This window comes from Aquirufa ecclesiirivi, from assembly GCF_011250515.1.
In the GTDB taxonomy this organism is placed as follows: domain Bacteria; phylum Bacteroidota; class Bacteroidia; order Cytophagales; family Spirosomataceae; genus Aquirufa; species Aquirufa ecclesiirivi.
Map to the genome: position 1 here is coordinate 1 of NZ_JAANOP010000012.1, position 25,138 is coordinate 25,138.

21 protein-coding genes are annotated in these 25,138 nt (G+C 40.1%); 10 read left to right on the forward strand and 11 right to left on the reverse strand.

Features of this window, described 5'->3' with window-relative positions:
- The first annotated feature begins 190 nt into the window (after positions 1-190).
- The 4 genes from G9H65_RS12955 to G9H65_RS12970 all read left to right on the forward strand — a co-directional run bounded on the left by G9H65_RS12955 (position 191) and on the right by G9H65_RS12970 (position 3,067).
- Positions 191-856 (forward strand): SOS response-associated peptidase, encoded by a 666-nt coding sequence (locus G9H65_RS12955; RefSeq protein WP_166375764.1) that lies wholly within the window; start codon positions 191-193, stop codon positions 854-856.
- Positions 857-944: 88 nt separating this feature from the next.
- Positions 945-1,310, forward strand: coding sequence for a bleomycin resistance protein (locus G9H65_RS12960; protein ID WP_166375765.1), 366 nt, complete (start codon positions 945-947; stop codon positions 1,308-1,310).
- Positions 1,311-1,426: 116 nt separating this feature from the next.
- Positions 1,427-2,128, forward strand: a complete 702-nt coding sequence (locus G9H65_RS12965) for an SIMPL domain-containing protein (RefSeq protein WP_166375766.1) — start codon at positions 1,427-1,429, stop codon at positions 2,126-2,128.
- A 126-nt stretch (positions 2,129-2,254) separates the two neighbouring features.
- The gene (locus tag G9H65_RS12970) at positions 2,255-3,067 is read left to right on the forward strand and encodes an SMP-30/gluconolactonase/LRE family protein (protein ID WP_166375767.1); all 813 of its coding nucleotides are present in this window, start codon (positions 2,255-2,257) and stop codon (positions 3,065-3,067) included.
- Between the two features lie 413 nt (positions 3,068-3,480).
- Here G9H65_RS12970 and G9H65_RS12975 read toward each other — a convergent pair whose 3' ends face one another.
- Positions 3,481-6,399, reverse strand: coding sequence for a DNA polymerase III subunit alpha (locus tag G9H65_RS12975; protein WP_166375768.1), 2,919 nt, complete (start codon positions 6,397-6,399; stop codon positions 3,481-3,483).
- Positions 6,399-7,586, reverse strand: a complete 1,188-nt coding sequence (dinB, locus tag G9H65_RS12980) for a DNA polymerase IV (protein WP_166375769.1) — start codon at positions 7,584-7,586, stop codon at positions 6,399-6,401. The genes G9H65_RS12975 and dinB overlap by 1 nt, the downstream gene beginning before the upstream one ends.
- 108 nt (positions 7,587-7,694) lie before the next feature.
- Here dinB and G9H65_RS12985 point away from each other — a divergent pair, with 108 nt between their 5' ends.
- Positions 7,695-8,399 (forward strand): XRE family transcriptional regulator, encoded by a 705-nt coding sequence (locus G9H65_RS12985; RefSeq protein ID WP_166375770.1) that lies wholly within the window; start codon positions 7,695-7,697, stop codon positions 8,397-8,399.
- Between the two features lie 26 nt (positions 8,400-8,425).
- On the forward strand, positions 8,426-10,552 hold the full coding sequence (locus tag G9H65_RS12990; RefSeq protein ID WP_166375771.1) for a Tex family protein: 2,127 nt from the start codon (positions 8,426-8,428) through the stop codon (positions 10,550-10,552).
- 126 nt (positions 10,553-10,678) lie between these two features.
- Here the strand turns inward: G9H65_RS12990 and G9H65_RS12995 are convergent, their stop codons facing one another.
- From G9H65_RS12995 to G9H65_RS13010, 4 genes are read right to left on the reverse strand one after another with little or no spacing between them, the layout of a single operon-like run.
- Entirely contained in the window at positions 10,679-11,017 is a 339-nt protein-coding gene (locus G9H65_RS12995) for a heavy-metal-associated domain-containing protein (protein WP_166375772.1), read from the reverse strand.
- Positions 11,017-11,235 carry a heavy metal-binding domain-containing protein gene (locus tag G9H65_RS13000; RefSeq protein WP_166232825.1) on the reverse strand — a complete coding sequence of 73 codons (219 nt, stop codon included), beginning with the start codon at positions 11,233-11,235 and terminating at the stop codon, positions 11,017-11,019. The genes G9H65_RS12995 and G9H65_RS13000 overlap by 1 nt, the downstream gene beginning before the upstream one ends.
- A gap of 11 nt (positions 11,236-11,246) precedes the next feature.
- A complete protein-coding gene (locus tag G9H65_RS13005) occupies positions 11,247-13,481 on the reverse strand; it encodes a TonB-dependent receptor plug domain-containing protein (protein ID WP_166375773.1) in 2,235 nt (744 codons plus the stop codon).
- Positions 13,482-13,529: 48 nt separating this feature from the next.
- Entirely contained in the window at positions 13,530-13,940 is a 411-nt protein-coding gene (locus tag G9H65_RS13010) for a hypothetical protein (RefSeq protein WP_166375774.1), read from the reverse strand.
- 53 nt (positions 13,941-13,993) lie between these two features.
- On the opposite strand from G9H65_RS13010, the gene G9H65_RS13015 reads away from it, so the two are divergent.
- The gene (locus G9H65_RS13015; protein ID WP_166375775.1) at positions 13,994-15,655 is read left to right on the forward strand and encodes a S8 family serine peptidase; all 1,662 of its coding nucleotides are present in this window, start codon (positions 13,994-13,996) and stop codon (positions 15,653-15,655) included.
- 6 nt (positions 15,656-15,661) lie between these two features.
- A complete protein-coding gene (locus G9H65_RS13020; RefSeq protein ID WP_166375776.1) occupies positions 15,662-16,768 on the forward strand; it encodes an acyltransferase family protein in 1,107 nt (368 codons plus the stop codon).
- Between the two features lie 206 nt (positions 16,769-16,974).
- Here the strand turns inward: G9H65_RS13020 and G9H65_RS13025 are convergent, their stop codons facing one another.
- The 5 genes from G9H65_RS13025 to G9H65_RS13045 form a co-directional block, all read right to left on the reverse strand.
- On the reverse strand, positions 16,975-18,294 hold the full coding sequence (locus tag G9H65_RS13025; RefSeq protein ID WP_166375777.1) for an McrC family protein: 1,320 nt from the start codon (positions 18,292-18,294) through the stop codon (positions 16,975-16,977).
- Positions 18,294-20,639, reverse strand: coding sequence for an McrB family protein (locus G9H65_RS13030; RefSeq protein ID WP_205753316.1), 2,346 nt, complete (start codon positions 20,637-20,639; stop codon positions 18,294-18,296). The genes G9H65_RS13025 and G9H65_RS13030 overlap by 1 nt, the downstream gene beginning before the upstream one ends.
- 149 nt (positions 20,640-20,788) lie before the next feature.
- Entirely contained in the window at positions 20,789-21,706 is a 918-nt protein-coding gene (locus G9H65_RS13035; RefSeq protein ID WP_166375778.1) for an ROK family protein, read from the reverse strand.
- Between the two features lie 13 nt (positions 21,707-21,719).
- Complete coding sequence (rsgA, locus tag G9H65_RS13040) at positions 21,720-22,658, reverse strand: ribosome small subunit-dependent GTPase A (RefSeq protein WP_166375779.1); 939 nt, start codon at positions 22,656-22,658, stop codon at positions 21,720-21,722.
- Entirely contained in the window at positions 22,651-23,844 is a 1,194-nt protein-coding gene (locus tag G9H65_RS13045) for a 3-deoxy-D-manno-octulosonic acid transferase (RefSeq protein ID WP_166375780.1), read from the reverse strand. Before G9H65_RS13045 ends, rsgA begins: the two co-directional genes overlap by 8 nt.
- Positions 23,845-23,967: 123 nt before the next feature.
- Here G9H65_RS13045 and ytxJ point away from each other — a divergent pair, with 123 nt between their 5' ends.
- Positions 23,968-24,300: a bacillithiol system redox-active protein YtxJ gene (gene ytxJ / locus G9H65_RS13050; RefSeq protein WP_166375781.1), complete on the forward strand. Its 333-nt coding sequence runs from the start codon at positions 23,968-23,970 to the stop codon at positions 24,298-24,300.
- 1 nt (position 24,301) lies between these two features.
- Positions 24,302-25,138, forward strand: coding sequence for a hypothetical protein (locus G9H65_RS13055; RefSeq protein WP_166375782.1), 837 nt, complete (start codon positions 24,302-24,304; stop codon positions 25,136-25,138).

Genomic DNA, 25,138 nt, shown 5'->3' on the forward strand with positions numbered 1-25,138 from the left:
TCATATTGAGTTAAATAGAATGTCACCTATTGCTTTTGAAAAAAAACTATTAAATTTAAATCAAGCTATATGCTAAACAAAAAATACTTGAATACTAATCAAGTATAAATGACATAAAACGGTCAACGTCATTCAGGCATTCACAATTCCCCATTTATAATTTATAATTTACCATTTACAATTTTCTCCCATGTGTTACTACACCGACCAAACCAGCTCCAATAAAGCCTTGGAAAACAGGTTTAAAGCACAGGCGAAATACGATGAATCATTGGCTAAAAAAGGGAAAATATCTGGATTTACACGAGCTGCATTACCCATCATCACGCAATCTAAACCAGAACTCATCCAATTAATTCCATGGGGCCTGATTCCCGCCTGGGCCAGTGAAGAACAAGCCCAAGATTTACCCAAAAATACCCTAAACGCTAAATCAGAAAGCATTTTTGAAAAAGCCTCGTTTGAGCCTTCCATCGTAAAACAACGCTGCCTTGTACTCGTTGATGGCTTTTATGAATGGCAACATGTGGGTAAAGAAAAAATCGAATACCACATACATCTTCAAGAAAATGGTCCATTCGCTTTGGCTGGCATTTATGCCATTTGGCAGAATCCTAGAACAAGAATTCTTGAACCCTCTTTTTCCATCATTACGACTCCAGCCAATGAGCTCATGGAGACCATACATAATACCAAAAAGCGAATGCCTCTCATTCTTTCGGCTGATCAAGAAAGGAATTGGTTAGCTCCCATGTCGAGTGAAGAGATTAAATCCTTTTTTAAGCCCTTTGAAAGTGCAAACATGCGGGCGCAAAAGGTCAAAAATGTAGGAGTACAAACCCAACTTTTTGCATAAAATCCTCTCATCATACATCCCTATTTTGATGAATGGTTCGTGGTTTTCGAGCAAAAAAAACTACCTTATTGAAATAAATACATTGCTTATGCTCATCGACATCCATCCAAAATTACCCATGCGAAATAAAACAGCTACCAGAGACTATTACACTCTACAGCTAGGATTTCAAGAAGTGGGTCAAACAGATTATGAAGGCTATTTGATGATACAAAAAGACCGAATTCAAATCCATTTTTTTGAGTTCAAGGACTTGAATCCGTATGAAAACGATGGACAGGTATACATTAGAACCCAAGGTATCGCTGATTTTTATCAATCACTCCTAGACAAACATGTAAAAATTCATCCCAATGGACCTTTAGAAACAAAGCCTTGGGGTCAAAGAGAATTTTCTTTGCTTGATCCAGATCATAATTTATTAACATTCGGAGAAGCAATATTTTCCAATTAAAGGAGTTAACGTTTTCCCTTCCTGGCTCCATGACATAGGGTATAAATACATATCACTCGGTTAAAAACAGGAATCTTTCAATCATCATTCACACGCCTAATTTAGATACTTAACACATGAAAAAACTTCCCTTATTTTTGCTTCCTTTCATCCCTTTTTGGGGTATGTCGCAAACGAAAAACTTCATTGATCAAGCCCATATAGAGACTACGGCCAAAGTAGATACGCTCGTTAGTCCAGACAGAATTTATCTGAATATCACCATTTCAGAAAAGGATACGAAAGGTAAAATATCATTAGAAGAATTAGAAAACAACATGAATACCAGATTAAAGTCCTTGGGAATAGCGACCGATAAACAACTGGTTTTAAAAGACTTATCGAGCAATTTTCAAAAGTATTTTTTAAGACAACAAGAGATCCAAAAAAGTAAAAATTATACCCTAATCGTATATAACGCAATCATGGCTGGTAAAGTGATGATGGCTTTGGAACAAATAAATATTTCCAATATCAGCGTAGAAAAAACAGAATACGCTAACATGGAATCACTGCTTTTAACATTGAAAAGTAGAGCCATCAAAAAGGCCAGCATGCAAGCGCTAGCTATGACAAAACCGTTGAATCAATCATTTGGAAAAGCACTATATATTTCCGACAATTCCAATGTCATGAGTCCATACAATAACCGTATGCTAGCTATACCAATGAAAGCTTCCAAAAATTCCTCAGAAAGTGATAGTCTGGCGCCTATTGACATTGAATTTGAGAAGATTTCAGTCGAGACAGAAGTACGGGTCGTATTTAAATTAGACTAAGCATTTAGATTAATCACCTAGTGGATTTTGAGGATTTTGCCAATTAGCTGATCATCTCATGTAGCAAAATTTTGTATATTGAAATTCAAATTGACATCAATATCGATTCTACTTATCCATTTTATTATGAAAAACCTACTTCTTTTACTCCTCACGTTACTTTCTTGGACAAGTCTAGCCCAACATACCTTAGAAAAAGTTTGGGAAAGTGATACCACACTCGCCGTACCTGAGTCGGTTTTATACCACCAAGGTGGTCTGTATGCCGCACTCATTGATGGTCAACCTTGGGACGTAGATGGCAAAGGTGAAATTGCCAAACTAGATCAAAATGGTAAAATTCTAAACGCCTCTTGGGTTACTGGCTTAAATGCACCGAAAGGAATGGGGATTTGGAAACAGCAATTGTATGTGGCTGATGTCTCAGAAGTGGTCCTTATCCAATTAGCTACTGGAAAAATTACGTCGAAAATTGCTGTAGAAGGAGCTACTGGCTTGAACGACATCACGGTTGACAAGGAGGGGATTATCTATGTCTCTGATTCAAAATTGGGGAAAGTTCACCGCATTGAAAATGGGAAAGCAGCCCTCTATTTAAGTGATCTCAAAGGAGTTAATGGGCTTAAAGCGGTAGGTGATGATTTGTATATGCTGACAGCCAATGTTGTCTTCAAAGCGGGTTCCGACAAAAAACTAGTACCTGTCGCTACGACGGAGATTGGTGGAGATGGCATTGAGCCAGTTGGCAATGGAGATTTCGTGGTTTCTTGTTGGCCAGGCTTAATTTACTACATGGATCAAGCGGGTAAATTAACTACGATGCTGGATACGCGTGAAAAAAAATACAATACTGCCGACATTGGTTATAACCCCGAGCAGCGCATGGTCTATGTCCCTACTTTTTTCAAAAAATCGATTGTGGCGTATAAGCTAAGGTAATGTAGAATGAAGAATGTAGAATTAATGGTATAAATGACTTGTCTTCAGGCACCATCTCGAAATTGTGTAAGTAGAAAATAGTGCCGGTTTTGGCCTTGACAATTCTTCATTCTACATTCTTCATTCTACATTCTTCATTCTTCATTCTACATTCTTCATTCTACATTCTTCATTCTACATTCTTCATTCTTCATTCTACATTCTTCATTCTTCATTCTTCATTCTACATTCTTCATTCTTCATTCTACATTCTTCATTCTTCATTCTACATTCTTCATTCTACATTCTTCATTCTACATTCTTCATTCTACATTCTTCATTCTACATTCTTCATTCTACATTCTTCATTCTACATTCTTCATTCTTCATTCTTCATTCTACATTCTACATTCTACATTCTACATTCTACATTCCTAATACCTCGGATCCGCTTTCCAGCCTAGTTTGCGCATTTGTAAGACCCGCAAAGAGCGGTGACCAAACTCCTCCATGACTTGCCCCTGCATCCAGTAAACGCCTCCGCCCTTAAAAGCATATCTCTTTAAATCTGAAGGAAAATGCACCGTATCAAAAAAGGCACCTTGGGCATCCAAAAAATAGCCAAAATACATCCGCTCCCCCTTTTTCGTCCAAGTGGGTTTTAAGGTCACCAAATAACCCAAGATTTCGCCTCGGTCGGCCAACAAGCGAGCATCCAAACTCGTGACAGGCCATTCTTCTAATAAATCGAAAGGCGAACAGAGGGGAAAACCCAAGATTTCCCACTCGTCAAAAGCATCTTCCAGCGGCTCATGTACCAGCGTAGGCAAAACCCCAATCTCCGTACTATCTTCAAACATTTCCATAGCCACCACCTCAGACACCTTTCCTTGAAAACGAGCATGAGCCTCCCACATCAGATTTTTTTTCCCGGTTCCTAATCGCCGAAAGGCCCCCACGCGAATCAGAATAATGGCTTGCTCTAAACCCAAACTCACCCTCCGACCGAAATCCTCCCAAGATAGAAAAGGGCCCTGCTTTCTAGCTTCCAATAATTCCCGTATCAATCCTTTCTCCAGGCCTTTGACATGCACCCAACCCAAATACACCACTTGGCCGTCTAAACGGGTCAAATAATCACTCTCATTGATCTCAGGCGCCTCCACCCATCCACCTGCCCTGCGTGCCTCGTGCACATAAAACTCCGTCCGATAAAAACCCCCAAAATTATTAATCACTGCCACCATAAACTCCAAAGGAAAATATGCCTTCAAATACAAACTTTGGTAGCTCTCCACCGCAAAACTGGCCGAATGCGCCTTACTGAACGAATAACCACTGAAACTCTCCATTTGTCGCCATACCTCCTTCGCCACCGCCTCCTCATAGCCTTTTTCAGCACAGTTCAGAAAAAACTGCTCCCGAATACGTTCAAATTCTCCTCTGGAACGGTATTTGCCCGACATCCCTCGGCGTAAGACATCCGCCTCCGCCAAGCTTAAACCCGCAAAATAATGCGCCACCTTAATCACATCCTCTTGGTACACCATCACCCCATAAGTCTCCTTCATCAAGTCCCCCATCAACGGGTGCACGGGCTGATACGAATGAGGCGCATGATGCCTTTCAATATAAGCCTTCATCATACCCGAGCTAGCCACCCCTGGACGAATGATGGAGCTAGCTGCCACTAAAGTCAGGTAATCCGAACAATGCAACTTCTTGATTAACTGCTGCATGGCTGGAGATTCGACATAAAAACAGCCCATCGTTTCATGACTTTCCAACTGCATTTTGATCCGCTCATCACGCTTAAAGTCTGCCACCCGATGGATATCGATGTCGACCCCACGGTTTTGACGAATAATCTCCACCGCCTCTTTGATATGCCCTAAACCTCGTTGAGATAAAATATCAAACTTCGCAAAACCAATTTCCTCGGCTACATACATATCAAATTGACAAATAGGAAAACCCTTGGGCATAGGCTCCAAGGCGGTATATTCCGACAACGGTCGATCTGAAATCAATATGCCACCGGCATGAATGCTCAAGTAATTCGGGAAATCAATCAATAGATTACCGTATTTGATAATCCATTGATGAATCTGGGAATTCGACTGCCGCAACTCGGCCGTTGGGGCTATCCAAGCATCGATCTCCGCTTTGGGTAAACCAAAGACCTTGGCCAATTCCCGGTAAATCGAACGATCTCGAAAGGTCACATAGGTAGCCAACAGGCAAACATATTGCGACCCATATCGCTTGAAAATGTAATCAATAATCTCATCGCGCTCATCCCAGGAAAAATCAATGTCAAAATCAGGGGGACTTGTTCGGTGGGGATTAATGAAACGTTCAAAATACAAATCCAGCTCAATGGGATCCACATCCGTAATTCCCAAACAATAAGCCACAATGGAATTGGCACCACTACCCCGTCCCACATGAAAATACCCCCTCGAACGGGCATAACGAATGATGTCCCAAGTAATCAGAAAATATGACTCAAAAGAAAGGTCATGAATCACCTGAAGCTCTTTTTTGATCCGCTCCTTTGCCTCTTTGGGGGAATGAGGATAACGGTAAAGCATCCCCTCATAGGCTAGTTTAGCCAGTAAAGCCTGATCGTCATCCTGACTAGCACTAAATAATTTCCGGTTTTTGCTAACCTTAAACTCAAAAGAAAATTCACAGCTCTCCAAGATCCGCTCAGCTTCTTCTAACAAACTCGGGAAGTCAGCACAAAAACCCGCCAATTCCGCTGGGCTATACAAACGTTCATCGTCTTGGGCTTGTGCCTCCAGCGGTAGCTTACTCAATAACACATTATGGTCGATCGCCCGCAACAAACGGTGCATGGAAAATGCTCGTTTATCCAAAAAGGTAAAAGGATGACACCAAACCAAAGAAGCCCAATCTTGCTCTTTCCACAATTTGTTTCGATCACTGGCTCTGACTCCCCAACGTTCCTGGGGTCCTAAGCTTTTGACTTGTTCTCGACGTGCCAAAGGAAAGATGGTCCACACATCGGGTGAACTAGGCGGCCTGTCTGGCCAAGGCTTAGAAGTCAAGAGATGTTGACTCGCAAAAGCGTTAATTTGAGCCAATCCAGCAGCATTTTTGGCTAAACAAATATAATAACAAGCATCTCCCTGCCGAAACTCCATACCCACCACGGGCTTGACGTTGGCCACTCGACAAGCCTGAAAAAAATCATAGATTCCTGATACTCGGTGTATGTCGGTCAATGCCAAAACCTGAATACCCTGCGCCGCAGCTGCCTCCACCAAAGCCTCGGGAGACAGTGTTCCATAACGCAAACTATAATAAGAGTGGCAGTTGAGGTACATTAATTCTCCGATTTAGGTAAGATATTACGGCGTTCATGGCGACCCATGAGACCACTGGCTCGTACGATAGAAAATTCTCCAAATCGATTTTTTAAACCATCCATGGCATGGTAGAGAGGTGCCAAACGAGCACCATCATCAAATAGATTTAACTGCTCTTGCCCTTGCAATAATTTCGAGAAACGCACCCCAATCAAACGTATCAGCAAGCGACGATCATAGAGCTTTTCAAATAGCTCCACCACTGCCGGAATCAAACGATGGTCACTGGCCGTAGCGGGCAAGGTGATTTGTCGAGTATGCGTATCAAAATTGGAATAGCGCAACTTTACCGTCACGCAAGAAGTACATTGTCCCAAACCCCGTAAATCATAGGCTAACTGCTCCGTCAATGAACCTAATATCCGTCTCAACAAAACCACGTCGGTACTGTCTTGATCAAAGGTCACTTCCTTCGACAAAGACTTTTGTTCTGAATAAGGTACCACAGGTCGCAGATCGATCCCATTGGCACGCTCCCAAAGCATCACGCCCGACTTACCAAAACTACGCTCCAGCACTTTCAAGGGCATTTGGCTCAAGGTTCCTACATGTACGATTCCCATATTTCGCAATGTTTGAGCCGTCACCGACCCGATCATCGGGATTTTTCCCACGGGCATAGGTGCCAAGAAAGCCTTTTCTTCTCCCGCCAACACCTGGTATTGACCCGCAGGTTTCACATAGTTGGTGGCCACTTTAGATACGGTTTTATTGACAGACAAACCAAAAGAAATCTGTAAACCTGTTTGTTTCTGAATACGTTCTCGTAAATCGGTCGCAAAACGATAGGCGCCAAAAAAGCGCTCCATACCCGTCATATCCAAATAAAACTCATCAATGGAAGCCTTTTCTACCAAAGGCGCGCGATCCATAATCAAGGAGGTCACCGCTTCGGAATATTGGGAATAGGCTTCTAGGTCGCCTCGTAAGACAATGGCATCGGGACAAAGTCGCATGGCCATCCGCATGGGCATGGCAGAGCGTACGCCAAAAGCACGAGTTTCATAACTACAAGCCGCCACGACACCTCGATCAGATAAGCCCCCGACAATCACGGGCTTACCGACCAAAGCACTGTCGCGTAGTCTTTCGACAGAAACAAAGAAACTGTCCAAATCCATATGAACAATGGCGCGCTCTTGCATAAAATTGATAGATATTTGGGTATTCTGAATACCTTTTGTAATTTCGAAACAAATGACATCCAAAATTGGATACGAATTTTATTCATTTTACATTAATAAGCAACATACATGAGCACTTTTTTTAGCCAGAATTTACGATTCTTACGCAGCAAAATGTCGGAGAAAACTTCCCAAGAAAAACTGGCTGAAATCTTACAAATAAAAAAACCGACTTTAGGCTCTTATGAGTCTGGAAGAGCGGAACCAAAATATGCGGATTTGATCTTGCTGGCCAACTTTTTCGAGGTTGAAGTGGACGAATTACTCAAGGAAGATTTAGCCAAAAGAATCCCAGGCTTATCCAACAAACCTAAGCTACGTATTTTAGCCACCACGGTTAACGGCGATAATGAGGAAAATATTGAGATGGTACCTGTGAAAGCTTTGGCAGGATATACTACCTCCTATGACGACCTAGAGTTTATCAAAGAATTACCGACTTTTCAAGTTCCATTTTTAACCAAAGACCGTAAATACCGTGTATTTCCGATCAAAGGGGATTCCATGCTACCTTTACAATCTGGCTCTTTGGTATTTGCCGAATACGTAGAAGATTGGAAAGACATCAAAGATGGCACCATCTGTATCGTAGTGACTCGCGAAGACGGGGTAGTGTTGAAAAAAGTCATCAACCACTTACAAGAGAAAAATGTATTGATCTTAAAGTCGACCAACAAACTCTACGACCCCTATCCTATCCTAGGCACTGAAATCCAGGAAATCTGGAAGTTCGCTGGGTATTTCTACAATGAATTCCCTGAAACTAACGAATAAATCAAGGCCTGTTTCTTATTTCTCTTATGTCCATTCCTTTTCAAAAAATAGCCGCTAGCTTACAGCTAAGCGAAAATGCCGTTCGTAAAACCATTGCCCTGTTAGAAGAAGGTGCTACCATTCCCTTTATTGCCCGTTATCGAAAAGAGATGACGGGGAGTTTAGATGAGGTTCAAATCCGCGATATTCGGGATGCTATGGAGCTTTCCATGGAATTAGAAAAGCGCCGAGAAGCGATTTTGAAATCTTTAAAAGAGCTGAATAAACTTAGCCCTGAACTAGAAAGAGCTGTTCGTGCCGCGGAAACCTTGGCTAAACTGGAAGACCTGTACCTACCGTATAAGCCTAAACGTAAGACCCGTGCAATGGCCGCTCGAGAAAAAGGTTTACAGGAATTAGCCAATACCTTATTTCAGCAAAGGAATCTTTCGCCAGATGATTTAGCCGAGAAGTTTTTAGATGAAGAAAAAGGCGTCCTCTCTTTGGATGTCGCCTTAGCAGGTGCTCGGGATATTTTGGCTGAAGAAATGATGGAAAAAGCCGAAGCCCGAGAAGATGCGCGTCAGCTTTTTGCTCGAAAAACTCAGGTAAAATCCAAAGTCAGCAAAGGCAAACAAGAAGTCGGCATTAAATACAAAGATTATTTTGATTGGTCAGAGTCCTTAGCCCAAGCACCTTCCCACCGAGTATTAGCCTTATTTCGCGGGGAAAATGAGGGCATTTTGACACTATCATTAGAAGGACCTGACAAAGATGTATTAGACCGATTGGGTCGCCGATTCCTAACGGGTCGTAATGCTTGTGCTGATCAGGTGGAATTAGCCATACAAGATGGCTACAAAAGACTCTTGCAACCAGCCATGGAAACAGAAATGCGAGCAGAGGCCAAAAAACGAGCCGATGAAGAAGCGATTCGGGTATTTGCCGAAAATGTTCGTCAATTACTGTTGGCCGCTCCATTGGGACAAAAGCGCATCCTTTCCTTAGATCCAGGATTTAGAACAGGTTGCAAACTGGTCTATTTAGACGAACAAGGTAATCTGATTGAGAATACCACCATTTACCCACATACAGGACCAGGTCTGGCACAAGAAGCCGAGCAAACGCTACGTTCTTGGGTGAAGAAATACCACATAGAAGCCATCGCCATTGGTAATGGTACAGCAGGAAGAGAGAGTGAAAGTTTTGTGAAAAATCTCCGACTAGAAGGTATCAGCATCATTATGGTGAATGAAAGTGGAGCGTCCATCTATTCTGCTTCGGATGTGGCTCGAGAAGAGTTTCCCGATAAAGACATTACCGTTCGTGGAGCGGTGTCCATTGGTCGCCGACTCATGGATCCTTTAGCCGAATTAGTGAAGATTGACCCTAAGTCGATCGGCGTAGGGCAATACCAACATGATGTAGACCAAAAGAAATTACAGGCATCTTTGGATGATACGGTCATTTCATGTGTTAACTCGGTAGGCGTTGAGTTGAATACCGCTTCCAAACAAATCCTATCCTATATTTCTGGCTTAGGACCGCAGTTAGCCCAAAATATCATGGATTACCGACAAAAAAATGGCCCTTTCTTACGTCGATCTGATCTAAAGAAAGTTCCTCGTTTAGGGGAAAAAGCCTTTGAACAAGCCGCCGCATTTTTACGTATTCGAAAAGCGAGTAATCCTTTGGATGCCAGTGCTGTGCATCCTGAACGTTATGCCATTGTAGAGCAAATGGCCAAGGATTTACAATGTAAAGTGGCTGATCTTCTTCAAAATGAAGCCTTACGAAAGCAAATACAAATAAGTAAATACGTAAGTGCTGAAGTAGGAATCCCTACCCTGACCGATATCGTTCAGGAATTGGCTAAACCCGGTCGTGATCCTAGAGAGCAGTTTGAGGCTTTTGAATTTACGGAGGGGGTAAACTCCATTAAGGATTTACGTGTAGGAATGAAGCTAGCAGGTATTGTGACCAACATCACCAATTTTGGTGCTTTTGTGGATATTGGAGTACATCAAGATGGCTTAGTGCATGTAAGCCAACTGGCCGACAAATTCGTTAAAGACCCGAATGAAGTGGTGAAAGTCCAGCAAAAAGTACTAGTCACTGTCACTGAAGTAGATGAAGCTCGCAAGCGAATAGCCCTAAGCATGAAAGCTCACTAATCCAACGTTATCAAGTTATTGGACAACAAAATTGTGTTGAAAAACGTTACAACGCTCAACGCTGTCAAGGTTTGGAACCTTGCCAGCGTTAGAAAAAGAGCGTTGATGTTGAGTTTTTTACCTGAATTAATGAGCCATAGTAGCAGCACCTTTCTTGCAGCAAGAAGGTAGTTTCTCGTAACTCTTGCTATCAGCTACAACTTCATCGGCATCATATCCCACTTCAGCAATGGCTCGCTTGATAGCTGCCACATCTGTCTTTTTAGGATTGTATTCTACCGAAATAGTCTTGTCTTTCAAGTCCAAGTCTGATTTAGAAATTCCCTTGCTCAAAGCTAAATTCTTCTCGATGCGCTCTTTGCACATTTCACATATGGCCGAGGTTTTGATTTTAACCGTTTGTTTTGGCCCCGCCAAGGTTGCAAAAGGCAAAGCCAAAAGGGCCGCTAAAACTAGTTTTTTCATTAGGCTGCTTTTTTAACTGCTTTTAATTCCATGGTGCAAGCTGGACATTTCCCTTTTTTAGCGTAGGTCTTGTTTCCCTCACATTTCATCGGACATTGATATACTTCTTTCTTATCCGCACCCGCTTTGCTGGTGTCGTGCTTATGCTCTTGCTTTTCTTGTGCCATCAAGCCATATGTTCCCAACATAAGACCTGCCATCATGATTACATTTTTCATTGTTTTTCTATTTATTGAATTTTATAACGCATTCCTGTATAAATCATCCGACCTACAATAGGCCCCCACACCATGGTAGCATCAAACCCTCGACTAAAAGGATCTTTGGCCGACATAATCGGATTCGGTTGAGTAAAATTAAACAGATTTTCAGCACCTACATACATTTCCCACTTTTTGAATTGGCGAGTGACTTGTGCATATACCGTGGAAAAAGCTGTCGCCGTCAATGTTGGACTACCCACATCATGTATATGAGCTAAACTTCCGTTCGGAATTCTTCGGCTACCATTCCATTGCCAAGTCAAATCGTACTTCCACTTCTCATATGGTGTGGAATAGGCTATGTTAACCAATACCCGATCCTTATTCAAATAGGCCTTAGATAAGCGATTTAAGGTCCCTTTCAAAGTCAAATAATCAGCCTGAACATCTTGGTAGCGGTAAGCTGCCTTCAACTCCAAACGTTTCGCAGGACTATAATTTAATTCTGCCTGCCAACTGTTTGCAAATGATACTCCTGGATTAGTATACATACGAATCTCACCCCCATTCTCCATATCCACCATCCATTGCTTTTCAAAATCCGTACGGAAAGCATCCAACACTAGACTTCCTTTTCTTGTCCCAATTTGAAAATTCTTCGTCAAAGTAGCCCCAAAATTCCATGCTTTTTCCATAGGATTCTGGTCTCCTAAAACGACCAATCTCCTACCATTAGCTAGAAAACCCATGTTCTCTGCCAAAGGATTCACCCGTCGCCAGCCCTTTCCTGCTGATAATCGCACGATCCAATCTTCTGCCGCATCCCACTTCAAATGCCATCTTGGAACCCATTGCGCACCAAATTGATTGTGCCAATCAATCCGATTACCCAACACCATCGTTAGGTGATTAGGTACCGTCCACGTGTATTCAAAAAATGCACCCGGTACTATCTCCGTTCGAGCAAAAGATGAGTCAATGTAACGCTCTTGGTAGGAATCATATAAAAAACTAGCTCCTGCTTTCCAGCTATGATTGGTATTATCAAAGATGGATTGATAAATCAAATTGGCATACATGCTTTGCTCTCTGCCCACATAATTTTTGAAGGCAAAATAGGAGTCATTTTGATGCTGAGCCGTATTCAAAATCAAACCTAATCCTTGATAAGGTTTATCCGGGAATAATCGGGCAATTTTGGCAAAGGTCTCAAATCGTGAGGTATTACTTCCAAATCCATATACTAAAAAACGATTAGACGTATTTTCATCAAAGTTATTTTGACCTGCCAAACGGTTTTCATATAAATACGAAGCCCCCCATTGAACCATCCAACGATCCGTAGAATACTTCCAACGATTCAGTACATTCCATAAGTCGAAAAGCGGCAAATCCATAAACCCGTCTTTATTTCCGTCCAAACGAGCTGCTTGCTTCGAATAATGTGTAAAAAGTCCGGTGGACAATCTCGAGTTGAATTTATGTGCCCCTTGTTGATTGATCTCAAAACGACCTTGTGAGTTGGTATACACATTCAAAAAATACTTTTCTGATGTATCTGGCTTGGCTAATTCCACATTAATTCCTCCGGTAATCGACTCATAACCATTAACTACGGAGCTTTGACCTTTCGCCAAATCAATGGATTTAATCCAAGTACCCGGTAAATAATTCAAGCCATAGGTGGTTTTTAATCCGCGAATGGAGGGAATATTTTCCACATTCGTTTGCACGTAAGTACCTGATAATCCTAGCAATTGAATCTGCTTGGCACCAGTTACAGCATCCGCAAAGCTGACGGATACAGACGCATTGGTTTCAAAGCTTTCCGATAAATTACAACAGGCAGCTTTGGCCAATGTCTTCATCGTTAAGATTTCTGTATGAAGCGTCGCTACATCATCATGATTTCCTGGTGCGGCAACAACGCGTACTTCATTCAGCTCTTTGTTTGCCGCTTTTAAATGAACATGTAAAAATTGATTGTTTTCTACAAAAATGGAATCACTAATAAACCCTGTTGAGCTAAAAAGCATCCAACCTATTTTACCTTGTACATCCAAGGAAAAGGCCCCTTTAACATCAGTTAAAGTTCCTTTTTTAATAGGTCTAAAATAAACGGAAGCACCCACTAGGTCCTCCATATTTCCTTGAGCATCTAAGCTCATAACTCGGCCTTGAACCACTTGTCCAAAGCTATAGGGCAATGCTACCGTGAAGGTAAAAAGCAATCCCAACAATATAATTCGGTGAATTGACATAAGATTACAATAAGAATGAGAAAAAATTCAATCTGAATTTTAGCCCAATCAAATATTGTAACGCTGTATAAAAGCCAGTCGCTCCTGCAGCGGCTTTAAATAAGTTAATTCTTGAAGTGGCTCATCCTGATCAGTGCCAACTAACGTAGCTTGATTGGAAAACGCTGGAACGAACACCTCCGAACAAAGCTGTGTTTGATCTAGGGTATTTTGAACCTTTTTGATTTGCTGATCAAAACTAAATTTGACCTGAATATGGGCATATTCATAACAAGCTGCCCGAGAAATACTTGTTTCTTTGGATGAGGAAGAAGATTGGGGAGACGACGGAGCGGACCAAGTCAGCTTCTTTTTTCCTGTAATCAAACAATCTGAGATACGGTAAGCAAAGCCCACATGACCTATCAAAAGCCATGCCGACAAGAGCACCAAGAAAAAACGTTGACTAGCGCTTTTCATCAAATTCTGTTTGAAACAACCAAATTTACACATTAATTAAATATATTAGCTTAATGTCTTGCATTAAACCGCTGTATCTCCTTGTTTTTATCAGTTTACTGTTAACCTGCACCCAGACTTTGGCTCAGAATGACAGCTACCGATACCTCATTTTATTTAAAGACAAAGCTAACTCTCCATATTCTTTATCTCAACCTGATAAATTCCTTAGCACTCGATCGATAGAACGTAGAAGGAAATTTAAGATTGCCTTACAAGAACAAGACTTACCTGTAAACCCCGAATATCTCATAAACGTTCAAAAAAGCGGTGCCAAAATAGTATTTCCATTAAAATGGATCAATGGTGCTCTCATTCAACAAAAGCCCAAAGATTTGGCTAAGACCTTAAGCCAGGCTGGCGTCAAAGGTTTATATTATGCTTACCCCATTGATTCCAGTTCTAGTTTTCAGATTTTAAAGAAAAAACCTAAACTCCCCGAATTAGCCCAAGCATCCATCACCTTGGCTGATAGTTTAGATTATGGAAATTCCAGCACACAGATTAGTCAATTGGGGGTTAATAACATGCATCTGAAGGGTTTTCATGGTGAGGGCGTCCTAATTACCTTGTTGGACGAAGGCTTCTTAAATGCCAACAATACCCCTTATCTTCAAAAAGCTTTTACCGAAAAAAGAATCATCGCCACCCTAACGACAACGCCTGGTTTGACCGACGTATATAGTCGAGGTTCACATGGAACGCATGTCTTGAGTACTATTGCTGGATATACGCCTGGAAAATTGATTGGCACTGCTTATCAAGCCCAGTTAGCACTAGCCCAAACCGAAGAAGGAGGCACAGAAAAAATAGTGGAAGAGGTCAACTGGCTTCGAGGAGCTGAATGGGCAGATAGTTTAGGAACCGACATCATTAGTTCTTCTCTAGGCTACACCGTATTTGATCTTAAATTAAGCAATCATACCTATGCCGAAATGAATGGCAAAACGGCCTTAAGCAGTAAAGCGGCGGCTTGGGCAGCGCAAAGGGGCATCATTTGCACCATTTCAGCTGGGAATGATGGGGCGGCGGCTTGGAAATATATAGCGTCTCCTGCCGATGCCGACTCCATTTTAGCCGTGGCTGCGGTTGATAAATCCATGCTTCGAGCTAATTTTAGCTCTTGGGGACCTAGTTCCGATGGACGAATTAAACCGGATGTGGCCGCCATGGGTCAATCAACCGTTATAGGTACCTACTTAGGAACGTTTAGCACCTCCAATGGAACATCCTTTGCAGCTCCCCTTATAGCAGGATTGGTTGCAGGAACGCTTCAAGCTAACCCCACCAAATCTCCATGGCAAATAATGAATGCCATAAGGCAGTCAGGCCATCAAAGTAACAATCCCGACAATTCTTTGGGATATGGAGTTCCCAATTTTAACCGAATCGATAAACTATTAAATCCCATTCTAAGTACTGCTGCTTTGGAAAAGCCGAAGATTCGAATCTATCCCAATGTGCTGTCCTTAGGAGAAGCTATTCATTTAGATCGAGAACTAGCTACGGAGATCAAAGTGGAGCTAATTAGTAATTGGGGCGCTGTTATTCATGAATTTGTATGGACCAATACCCAACAAGATTTTTATCCCCCTCCCCTCGTTTCTGGCAAATATTATTTTAGATTTACGGACAAAATCACCCAGCAAGTGATTCCTTTTTATTTTTCAAACTAAACCTACATGAAAACACGCTTTCTCTCTTTAGACATTTTTCGGGGTATCACCTTAGCCATGATGATTTTGGTGAATACCTCTGGAAATGGGGAGTTTACCTACGCTCCATTAAAACATGCTAGCTGGCATGGATTCACTCCAACCGACCTAGTTTTCCCTTCCTTCTTATTCATGGTGGGTGTAGCGATGCGCTTTGCATTCAAGTCGTTTCAATTCCAACTGACACCGGCATTAAGGAATAAGATTTTAAAAAGAACGGTCTTATTATTCCTCATCAATTACCTTATTTTCTACTTTCCATTCCTAGATTTTTCTTTTGAAAATATGCGTTTCCTCAACGTATTGCCTAGGATAGCGCTGTCTTATTGTGCCATTTCATTCATTGTTTTGCTTGTCAAAGAAAAGTGGCTTACTGCAGTGAATGTCGCCATTCTATTGCTCTACTGGATTTTAATGCTCGTTTTTGGCGACCATGGTGCGGCCTTTGATTTAGGTACCAATGCTGTTCGTAAGCTTGATTTATTCTTATTTGGTCCTTCTCATTTATATCACGGAGATGGTATTGCCTTTGACCCAGAAGGACTTTTAAGTACGCTGCCTGCCTTTTCTACCTGTTTATTTGGTTATCAGGTAAGTCTGTTTTTAGAGAAAAGAAGGGTAGATGGCAAAGAAGTAACATTTCCTTTGGTGAGTGCTGGCGCAGGTCTTATTGTCTTGGCTTTGATTTGGGATTTAGCCTTTCCGATCAACAAAAAGCTATGGTCAAGTTCATTTGTATTACTATGTGCTGGCATCGACTTCCTGTTAATCGCATTGATCTATTGGTGGATTGAAATCAAAGAAAGGAAGTTTGCCAATACATTTTTCTTGGTCTTTGGGACCAATTCTATTTTAGCCTATGGTATTTCAGAGCTCTTGGCCATTCAATTAAACAAATGGCAAATAGCTGAAGGTGATGGCACTACTTCGGCCAGCAATTGGATGTATTGGCACATTTTTGAACCTGTATTAGGTAAATACAATGGCTCTTTGGCCTATGCCATCAGCTTTGTACTGCTTTGCTGGATTATTTGCTACGTATTTTATCGCAAAAAATGGTTCTTAAAAGTCTAGCTCTTGATTTAAAGTTCACAAAAAAAGCTCATTAGGGGATCTAATGAGCTTTTTTTGTGAAGTGATATTCTATTAACGATTTGGGGCTTGGCGAAGTGGTGAATTTTATCATCAAACTTGATACGAAGCACAAAGCTTCATTTAAGCACTAAATCGACACTTTCTTGTAGGTGCTGTTAGGCGTCTGGCCTTCTTGTCTTGCTTGTTTAAAAGTCGTTGTGTAATACATTGTCAAGCTTGATTAATAAATTTGTTTCAATTTCTGAATGGTCTACCGAAGACCAAAATGGCACGTCAACAATTTTGATTTTTATTTCCTCATTTTGATTTGATTTCTGAATTTTGAAAACATAATCCTCTGCTAATTTTTCAGAGGTGTTCGGATAAATTAGAATTACTTTGTCTGTCCCTCTTCGATATGCGTAACTAATCATTTGATACATATCTGTCTGCGAAACGCCTTTTTTGTTGTCAGCTGTCTTTAAATCCCATCTAGGCTTATACTTTGTGTCTATAATTATTTTCTCTTTGGTCTTTTTATTTGTCAATAGAATGTCGTGCTGTAGGTTGAATGTTTTCGGATTTTGATGAAGATAAAGTTCTGATTTTTGGGATTCAATTTCAAAGTCTTTGCTAAAATGGTCTTTTAGAAATCCCGAAATGAAATCTTCAAATACATATTCCATAGGAAAAAGTAAACTCCAATTTTTCATTTCATATTCAGCGTGAGAATAAATTTGATTTTCAAGAATCATCCTACAGCATTGCATCACATCTTCATACTCGTCAAATAAAGTCGGTACTATTATTTGATTCATTTGATTTATTGTACAGGTTTGGTCTTCAACTTCGTCAAGTATATGAATGATTTCATGAAGTATTCTTTGCGTTTCAGATATTGTCGTTTGTGTTAATAGAAGTCGAACACAATGTTTAATAATTCTATTGACTTTATTGTCGTAAACGAAAGGCTCATAATCACAATCAATAAATTGATGTCTGCCATACGATAAGCTTGTTGTATATCTATTAAAATTAATTTTTCCTCTTGGAGTCAATAATGCCTCTTCTACTTCCTCATAGGCCGAGTAAGGTTTTGCACTTACAGTTTCGTTGATTTGTTTTCCGATTAAATAAATAATTAATTCAGGGAATCGGTCGATTTCAAAGTTGTCTAGGAAAGATTGGTTAAAGGGAAATTTTATTTTTTTACAATAACTAAACCAAAAGAACAAATGCCTATGCATTAAATCCTTATTTGGATATTGTATATTTTGAAAAACCTTTGGATATATTTCTAAAGAATCATCATTGCAATTTATAAAGCCAACAAAATTATTTGCTTTAGCTTTTTCGCCATCAAAAGAAATAAAAGGTTGATAATTTGAGCCATTTAAATTTTCTGTTTCTTGATTTTCATCAACCCATAGGTTTTTATAATCTTGCCATATAAAACGCAAGTATCCCTCAAGACCGTTTCTGTCTTTTACGGAAATCTGTTCGCCATATTCAAATAGAGTAAACATTAACTTATCGGTTGAATAATCCAATCATATTTCTCAATGTCATATTTTATACTCCACGAACTATTTTTAAATATTTCTTCGACAACTTCAGTTTTACCTGAAAAATATTCCATAAGAAGCGGAATAATTTTGTTTTTAATAATTTTGAATGTGTCGAGACCAGTCATAAAATAGGCATGCCCAATTAGATAGTCAGCCGATTTTTTACGAGAATATATTTCCTTGTTGATGTGCTTGAGAAAAACGCCATCACTCTCTTCCAACTTACTATAATCAGGGAAATATCCAACAAACTCAAAACGTCTCCTAAGAGCAATATCGATAAGAGCTATTGATTTATCAGCGGTATTCATCGTACCAACAAGATAAAGATTTGGCGATACGCCAAATTCTTTATCTCCGTTTGGTAATGTAAGTCGCAATTCGTTTTTTGCATCAATTCTTTTGTCTTCTTCTAGAAGTGTAATTAATTCTCCAAATACTTTTGAAATATTCGCACGATTAATTTCATCAATGATTAAGACGAAATTTTTAAGTTTCTCTTTTTGTCCGTTGCCTACTGGTGTTCTTTTTTCTTGGATAAGTTTTACTAGAGGATAATAATAGGCGGCAAGTCCAGAAGTAACTTCTTTAATCCCTTCAACGACATCTTGAAGTGTTTGAATACTTAAAGTGTGCTGAGTACCGCCAGATGGTTTTGTAAAATGAATCCTGGTGTCACTTACATCAGTTATTTTGTATTTTAAACCCGAAACCATTGTAATTTCAACGCTTTCATTCTTTTCTTCAATTGGCTTAATGATTTCATTGAAAACTTGGTCAAAAGATTTAGCTAATGCCGTTTGTTCTTTTGAAGCAAAATAATTTTCTCTAGCTTTTTTCGCTATCTCATAAAATATTCCTTTGTAAGGTTTGAATCGTAAATGCTCGAACTCAATATCGGGTCTTATTCCTACCATAAAATCTTCGTAGGAATAGTTTTGATGAAATGTAACAAATTCGATTTGTCCTTCTTTTTTTAACTTGTCAAAAGCCACTTTGCTTTCCTCATGATTACTTTTAATACCTGTAACAATTTCAACTGCTTTGTCAATGCTATTGTAAGTCTTACCTGTGCCAGGAGGGCCAAATAAGATAATATTGTTCGGGTGCTTTTGTAATTCTCCTTCCACCTTAATTTTTGTAGCACCTTCGGAAATAAACTCTACTCCAAAATGAGGCTCAAAAATATTTGTGTTTGCCTCTTCTATTTTATCAATTGTAATTTCTGTAAACGTGCTGTTCCCACTTGGATAAATAAACTCTTTGAATGATTTTAAAGGAGAAGGGTCAGGGTTTGTCGCTGATTTAATGTATTCAACTTCTCTATATATCCATCCATTTTCATCAGTTATATCTTCGGGAACATAGCCCCAAGAACCAGCTTTTACTTTTGCAATCGTAAATAACTCATTTCCGCCTATTGTAATGTAAACATAGTCGCCTTCTGTTAAATCATTTTTAAAGGCTTCTGCTTGTCCTTTTCCGGTGTTTTCATGAATTACTATCCATTGATTCTCTTTAAATACATCTCTTATACTTTCATTAGCTTTTGTTTTAAAGGAGCCATGCGATATTTTGTAAAGTCTTTTTTGATTGAGAGGAATAGTCAGTAATTTATCCTTTATCGGCTCATCATCGATTATCAAGTTTTTGTTGTCCGAATACAACTTTATCATCTCTTCAAAATCAAAATTTTCAGGAGATACTTCAATCGGACCTTTTAAATATGATTCGTCTGAATGTCTGTAAACACCGTAATTAATTGTACCGTGATGAAAGTCAGCGAAAATTTGTAAGCCTGTCGATTGAGTTGCTTGTTTGTTGTTGAATATTGCAAACCACAGTCTATCGCTTCCTTGTTGTCTTGCTCCTTGGAAGTCAAAGTATATTTGCTTTACTTTTCCATTTAAATCAAGTCGATTGATTATTTCAGAAATAAAATCATCAATAAATTTTCTTATTGGATTGTGTCCGTAGAAAGTGATGATTGGAAAGAAAATCGAAAAATAGTTTTTGTAGGCACGATATTGATTCTCTTTTCCTGTCTTATGTTTAACAATGAAGCCTTCAAGTGTTGACAAGTCGAGTTTATTTCCCTCTTTAAGAAATTTTAAAACGTCTTTTCTTAAGTCAACAATAACACCTGAGCGTGAAGCGTAATAATCGGAAGCCTTTTGTAGTTCGTCTTGTGGGACTGAATTTAATTTTGCTACTAAAGCATTATTGTCGGCATAGAGAGTTGCTATTTCTGTCGAAATTTCACAAACCTCTTTAACTCCTTTTTTAATTTCTTGTTCTGTCATATTGTCGATTTATTTTCTGTCGGTGTCGGTTTCACAGGCTTGTGCCTAACTAGTATATATGTCTGACAAAATCAGACCTATCTCTCCACTTTTGGAATAATGTACCGGCGTCTGAGACATATGTAGTTGGTACCCCAAAGGTTTTGCCACTAACTATACAACATCGCCGCTCCAAATACCCCTGCGCTATCCCCCAATTTAGGTTTAACCACCGGTGTATGTACTTCTCTGGAATTAAAAATATACTTTTTAATACGCTCGTAGCCTTCAGAATACAATAAATCGACATTGCCCACTCCTCCTCCAATCACAATCACATCTGGGTCCATTACATTGATTAAAGTGGAAATGGCCCTTCCGAAATAATCCACCATACGCTCCACGGTCGCTTCAGCAGCTGAATCCGAATGATCCTTGGCAGCCTGTAAAATCTCCTTTAACTTCATTTTTTTACCAGAATGCTTTTCGTAATATTTCTCTAAAGCAGGTCCTGAAATTACGGTTTCTACACATCCCGATTTACCACAATAACAGGCATCTCCATCATCTTCTAAAATATTATGACCCCATTCTCCACCAATGCCATGTAGGCCATTGATAATCTTTCCGTGAACCACGAGGCCTCCTCCTACTCCTGTACCCATAATAACGCCAAAAGCGACTTCCGCATTCGGGTTAACATCTTGTACTGCCCCCAACAAAGTTTCCGCCAAAGCAAAGCAATTGGCATCATTCGCTAGTTTTACCTCGCAGCCTAATGTATTCGCTAAATCCGTCGCTAAGGCTTGTCCATTCAAACAAACGGTATTGCAGTTTTTCATGGTATTGGTCAAGGGATTTAACACACCTGGTGTAGCAAATCCAATGGCCTTGGGCTTTTCGCCGATGATTCCCGTCACTCGGTCAACCAAAATCTTAATTTGTGCAATGATATGATCATAGCCCTTGGCTGATTCCGTATCAATCCGCTCTCTTAGTACTACTTGGCTTGGATTCTTCTTTTCCAAAACCGCACATTCAATCTTTGTCCCCCCCAAATCAATCCCCCATAATAATTCTTTGTTCATCGTTTTTTTAGGTTTAGCGTCTATTATCATTATTTTCAAGCATACTCAAATAACTAAAATACCGAGACTCGGCAATATCTCCCTGCTCCAAAGCTTCTCGCACCACGCAGCCCGGTTCCGACAAATGCATGCAATTATTAAACTTACATTGGCCAAGTAGTTCACGCATTTCTGGGAAATAATGCGCCAATTCTTCTTTCTCTATTTCCAAAATCCCCAATTCCTTGATCCCAGGGCTATCTATCAAATAGGTATCTTTCCCCAATTCCCACATGGTGGAATAGGTAGTCGTATGAACTCCTTTTTCCGCAAAATCAGATACTTCTTTGGTTTTGATATGTAAATCTGGGGCTACGATATTCATCAAACTGGATTTTCCTACCCCAGAATGGCCAGACATTAAAGATACTTTACCTTGAAACATCTCAGTAAACTCTTCTATCCCTTGCTCCTTAGGTATGGAGGTAAACAATATTCCATAGCCCAATGATTGATATAATCCTGCCCATTCAAAAACCTGATCTTGTTCTTCCTCATTCAGCAAATCCATTTTATTGAACACGATTTGTACCGGAATACGAAATGCCTCAGCTGTGACTAAAAATCGATCTAAAAAACCTAAAGAAGTTTTAGGCATCTTAAAAGTCATGATAAATATTGCCTGATCAATGTTGGCGGCCAGCAATTGTCCTTGGCCCGTTTTATGGACCGATTTACGAATCAAATAGTTTTGTCGGGGTAAAATCTCCACAATTAAAACCGTTTGATGTACTTCATCCTCCATTTCGTACATAACCCAATCACCCACAGCAATGGGGTTGGAAGTTTGAGGACCTTTTAGTTTAAATTTCCCTTTCAATCGCCCATGATATACCTTTCCTTCTTCCGAACGAACTTCATACCAAGAACCCGTGGAGCGAACAATCAATCCTTTTTTCTTAGACTCAGTCATGTTGTAAGTTCATTAAAATGTGCATGATGGCATCCGTCGCACCCATATTTTTTGCAATGAAAGCTTCTGATTTAGCCTTAATTTGCGCTCTTTGATCGGGATTTTTCCACAAGCCTAACCAGTATTTTTCTAAGTCTTCGGTGGTAGAAATAGTTTGAGCGATACCCTCTTCCAATAAGGCACAAGCTTCTCTAAATTTCAAGTAATTCTGATCTCCAAAAGCGATGACGGGACCAAACACGGCGGCTTCCAAGGTATTGTGCAATCCAGCACCATAAGCTCCACCAATAAAAGCGAAATCGGCACCTTGGTAAATCGAAGATAGGCGACCAACTTCATTCACTAATACTACTTGATGTTTAGCTAAGTCTTCTGTTGAACTACCTTTAGAATAAACAGTTGGTAAAGTAATAGCACGTTTCCATTGTTCCAATTCAGCTTCATGGATTTCATGCGGGACAATGACCCATTTGATGGGTAACGATTGTTTATTGATCAAAGGTATTATTCGATCCATGTCGGCTTGCCAAACGGATCCCAAGACAGCAAAGGCTTGTCCATCTAAAAATTCATCTAATAAATCCCAAGAACTCACTTGCTTGGACTGAGCATAAACCCGATCAAATCGAGTATCTCCTGCTACTTGCACATGAGATATTCCAATACTTTCCAATAAATCTTTCGATGCCGCATCTTGGACAAACAAATGAGTAAACTGCCTCAATATGTTACGATAAAAACCACCATACCAAGCAAAAAATACTTGCTTGGGTCGAAATATCGCAGATACTAGCAATAAGGGAATCTGTCGTTTGGCTAATCCTGTCAGGTAGAAATGCCAAAATTCATATTTGACAAAAATGGCTAAAGATGGTTTTACAAGGTCTAAAAAACGCTGGCTTGCCCTTGCGCCATCCATGGGTAAATAGGAAACGAAATCCACTCCCGAAAAATTCTTACGAACTTCATAACCAGACGGCGAAAAAAAAGTTACTAAAATAAAATGCGAAGGAAACTGCTTTTTATAAGCTTCAATGATGGGTCTTCCCTGTTCAAATTCCCCCAAAGAGGCTGTATGAAACCAAGCAACGGGTTGAACTTGATGAGCAAACGTTTTTTCGAGACCTTGCCAAACTTCCATTTGACCTTGATTCCAACGTTTAGCCTTGGGATGGAACTTTGACAAGCCTCTCAGGGTTTGACGATACAAAAACAAGGCAAAAGAATACAGCCAAACTCTCAAGTTTTTCTTAAATTTGAAGGTGAATCTTTAAAATTACGAAATAAGCAGAAAACCTGCATCATTCTTATGAACTGGAATACATTAAACGACGCTCAGCAAGTAGCTCAAATCTTAGAAGATTCTCAAAAACAACCTGTCATTATTTTTAAACATAGCACCCGTTGTTCTATCTCCGCCACTTCCTTAAATAGACTAGAAAGGGCTTGGGATCAAGATAATACCCCAGCATATTTATTAGATTTAATTGCTTTTCGACCTATTTCTAATCAAATTGCTGAAACATTTCAAGTAGAACATCAATCGCCCCAAATTTTAGTTATTGATGGAGGTAAATGTACTTACCATGCCTCTCATTGGGACATTTCCAATGAGGATTTGAAACCATATACTAGCCGTTAACATGAAGCAGGCTTTACCTCATTATATTTTGGCTCTTTTATTGATGCCCGCGTTGGTGTGGGCGCAACGAAGTGGTAGTAACAGCACCACAACTAGTCCAAATCAAAGCAGTAGTAAAGCCAATAATACTTCGAGTAAAACAGGTAATATTCCCGCAGCCGCTGGTTCACTGGCAGAACGAGGAACCTGGGCCATTGGATTAACCACCACGACCAATTCTGGGATTTTTGGTGGTATCAATTTGCGGAAATCTTGGAATAAGAATCCGAGTCGCCAACCCATCATTGGGCTAGACATTGTCAATGTAAAGGATTATCGAGAGTTCACTTCCCCTTTTTCTTATAACGGACGAAGCTACATTGAAGGTAAGTTAAACAACCTATTGATCGTTAGACCAGAATTTGGGATGCAATGGATGTTGTTCAAAAAATCCAGTGAAGGAGGAGCCGCTTTACGTGGAATTTTAGCTACAGGACCTAGTCTAGGTGTTAAAATCCCCTACTATGTGGATGTCTCTTTTTTAGATCCTACCACAGGAAGAACCATCATTAAATCAATTCCTTACACAGAATCCATGACCAACACCACTGGCCGCTCAGTAATCGTCGGTGAAGGAGGTTATTTTGTGGGTAGTGCTGATGCTAAAATGGTGCCGGGGTGGCATCTGAAATCGGGCTTTGACATAGAACTAAATACGATTAAGCATAATTATTTAAGTTTGGAAGTAGGCTTTATTGTGGATGTATTCCAAAATCCTGTCGAAATGCTTAACCAAACAAGCCCTAGATCAGTTTACACAACGGGTTACTTAACTTTTTTCTTCGGAAGAACATATTGA

Bases quoted from the DNA above. Each gene is read 5' to 3' on its own strand.
- G9H65_RS12960 (WP_166375765.1), top strand. From the start codon at position 945: ATGCTCATCGACATCCATCCAAAATTACCCATGCGAAATAAAACAGCT.
- G9H65_RS12985 (WP_166375770.1), top strand. From the start codon at position 7,695: ATGAGCACTTTTTTTAGCCAGAATTTACGATTCTTACGCAGCAAAATG.
- ytxJ (WP_166375781.1), top strand. From the start codon at position 23,968: ATGAACTGGAATACATTAAACGACGCTCAGCAAGTAGCTCAAATCTTA.
- G9H65_RS12970 (WP_166375767.1), top strand. From the start codon at position 2,255: ATGAAAAACCTACTTCTTTTACTCCTCACGTTACTTTCTTGGACAAGT.
- G9H65_RS13005 (WP_166375773.1), bottom strand. From the start codon at position 13,481: ATGTCAATTCACCGAATTATATTGTTGGGATTGCTTTTTACCTTCACG.
- G9H65_RS13000 (WP_166232825.1), bottom strand. From the start codon at position 11,235: ATGAAAAATGTAATCATGATGGCAGGTCTTATGTTGGGAACATATGGC.
- G9H65_RS13035 (WP_166375778.1), bottom strand. From the start codon at position 21,706: ATGAACAAAGAATTATTATGGGGGATTGATTTGGGGGGGACAAAGATT.
- G9H65_RS13055 (WP_166375782.1), top strand. From the start codon at position 24,302: ATGAAGCAGGCTTTACCTCATTATATTTTGGCTCTTTTATTGATGCCC.
- G9H65_RS12965 (WP_166375766.1), top strand. From the start codon at position 1,427: ATGAAAAAACTTCCCTTATTTTTGCTTCCTTTCATCCCTTTTTGGGGT.
- G9H65_RS13030 (WP_205753316.1), bottom strand. From the start codon at position 20,639: ATGACAGAACAAGAAATTAAAAAAGGAGTTAAAGAGGTTTGTGAAATT.
- rsgA (WP_166375779.1), bottom strand. From the start codon at position 22,658: ATGACTGAGTCTAAGAAAAAAGGATTGATTGTTCGCTCCACGGGTTCT.
- G9H65_RS12955 (WP_166375764.1), top strand. From the start codon at position 191: ATGTGTTACTACACCGACCAAACCAGCTCCAATAAAGCCTTGGAAAAC.
- G9H65_RS13025 (WP_166375777.1), bottom strand. From the start codon at position 18,294: ATGTTTACTCTATTTGAATATGGCGAACAGATTTCCGTAAAAGACAGA.
- G9H65_RS12975 (WP_166375768.1), bottom strand. From the start codon at position 6,399: ATGTACCTCAACTGCCACTCTTATTATAGTTTGCGTTATGGAACACTG.
- G9H65_RS13020 (WP_166375776.1), top strand. From the start codon at position 15,662: ATGAAAACACGCTTTCTCTCTTTAGACATTTTTCGGGGTATCACCTTA.
- G9H65_RS13010 (WP_166375774.1), bottom strand. From the start codon at position 13,940: ATGAAAAGCGCTAGTCAACGTTTTTTCTTGGTGCTCTTGTCGGCATGG.
- G9H65_RS12990 (WP_166375771.1), top strand. From the start codon at position 8,426: ATGTCCATTCCTTTTCAAAAAATAGCCGCTAGCTTACAGCTAAGCGAA.
- G9H65_RS12995 (WP_166375772.1), bottom strand. From the start codon at position 11,017: ATGAAAAAACTAGTTTTAGCGGCCCTTTTGGCTTTGCCTTTTGCAACC.
- dinB (WP_166375769.1), bottom strand. From the start codon at position 7,586: ATGCAAGAGCGCGCCATTGTTCATATGGATTTGGACAGTTTCTTTGTT.
- G9H65_RS13015 (WP_166375775.1), top strand. From the start codon at position 13,994: ATGTCTTGCATTAAACCGCTGTATCTCCTTGTTTTTATCAGTTTACTG.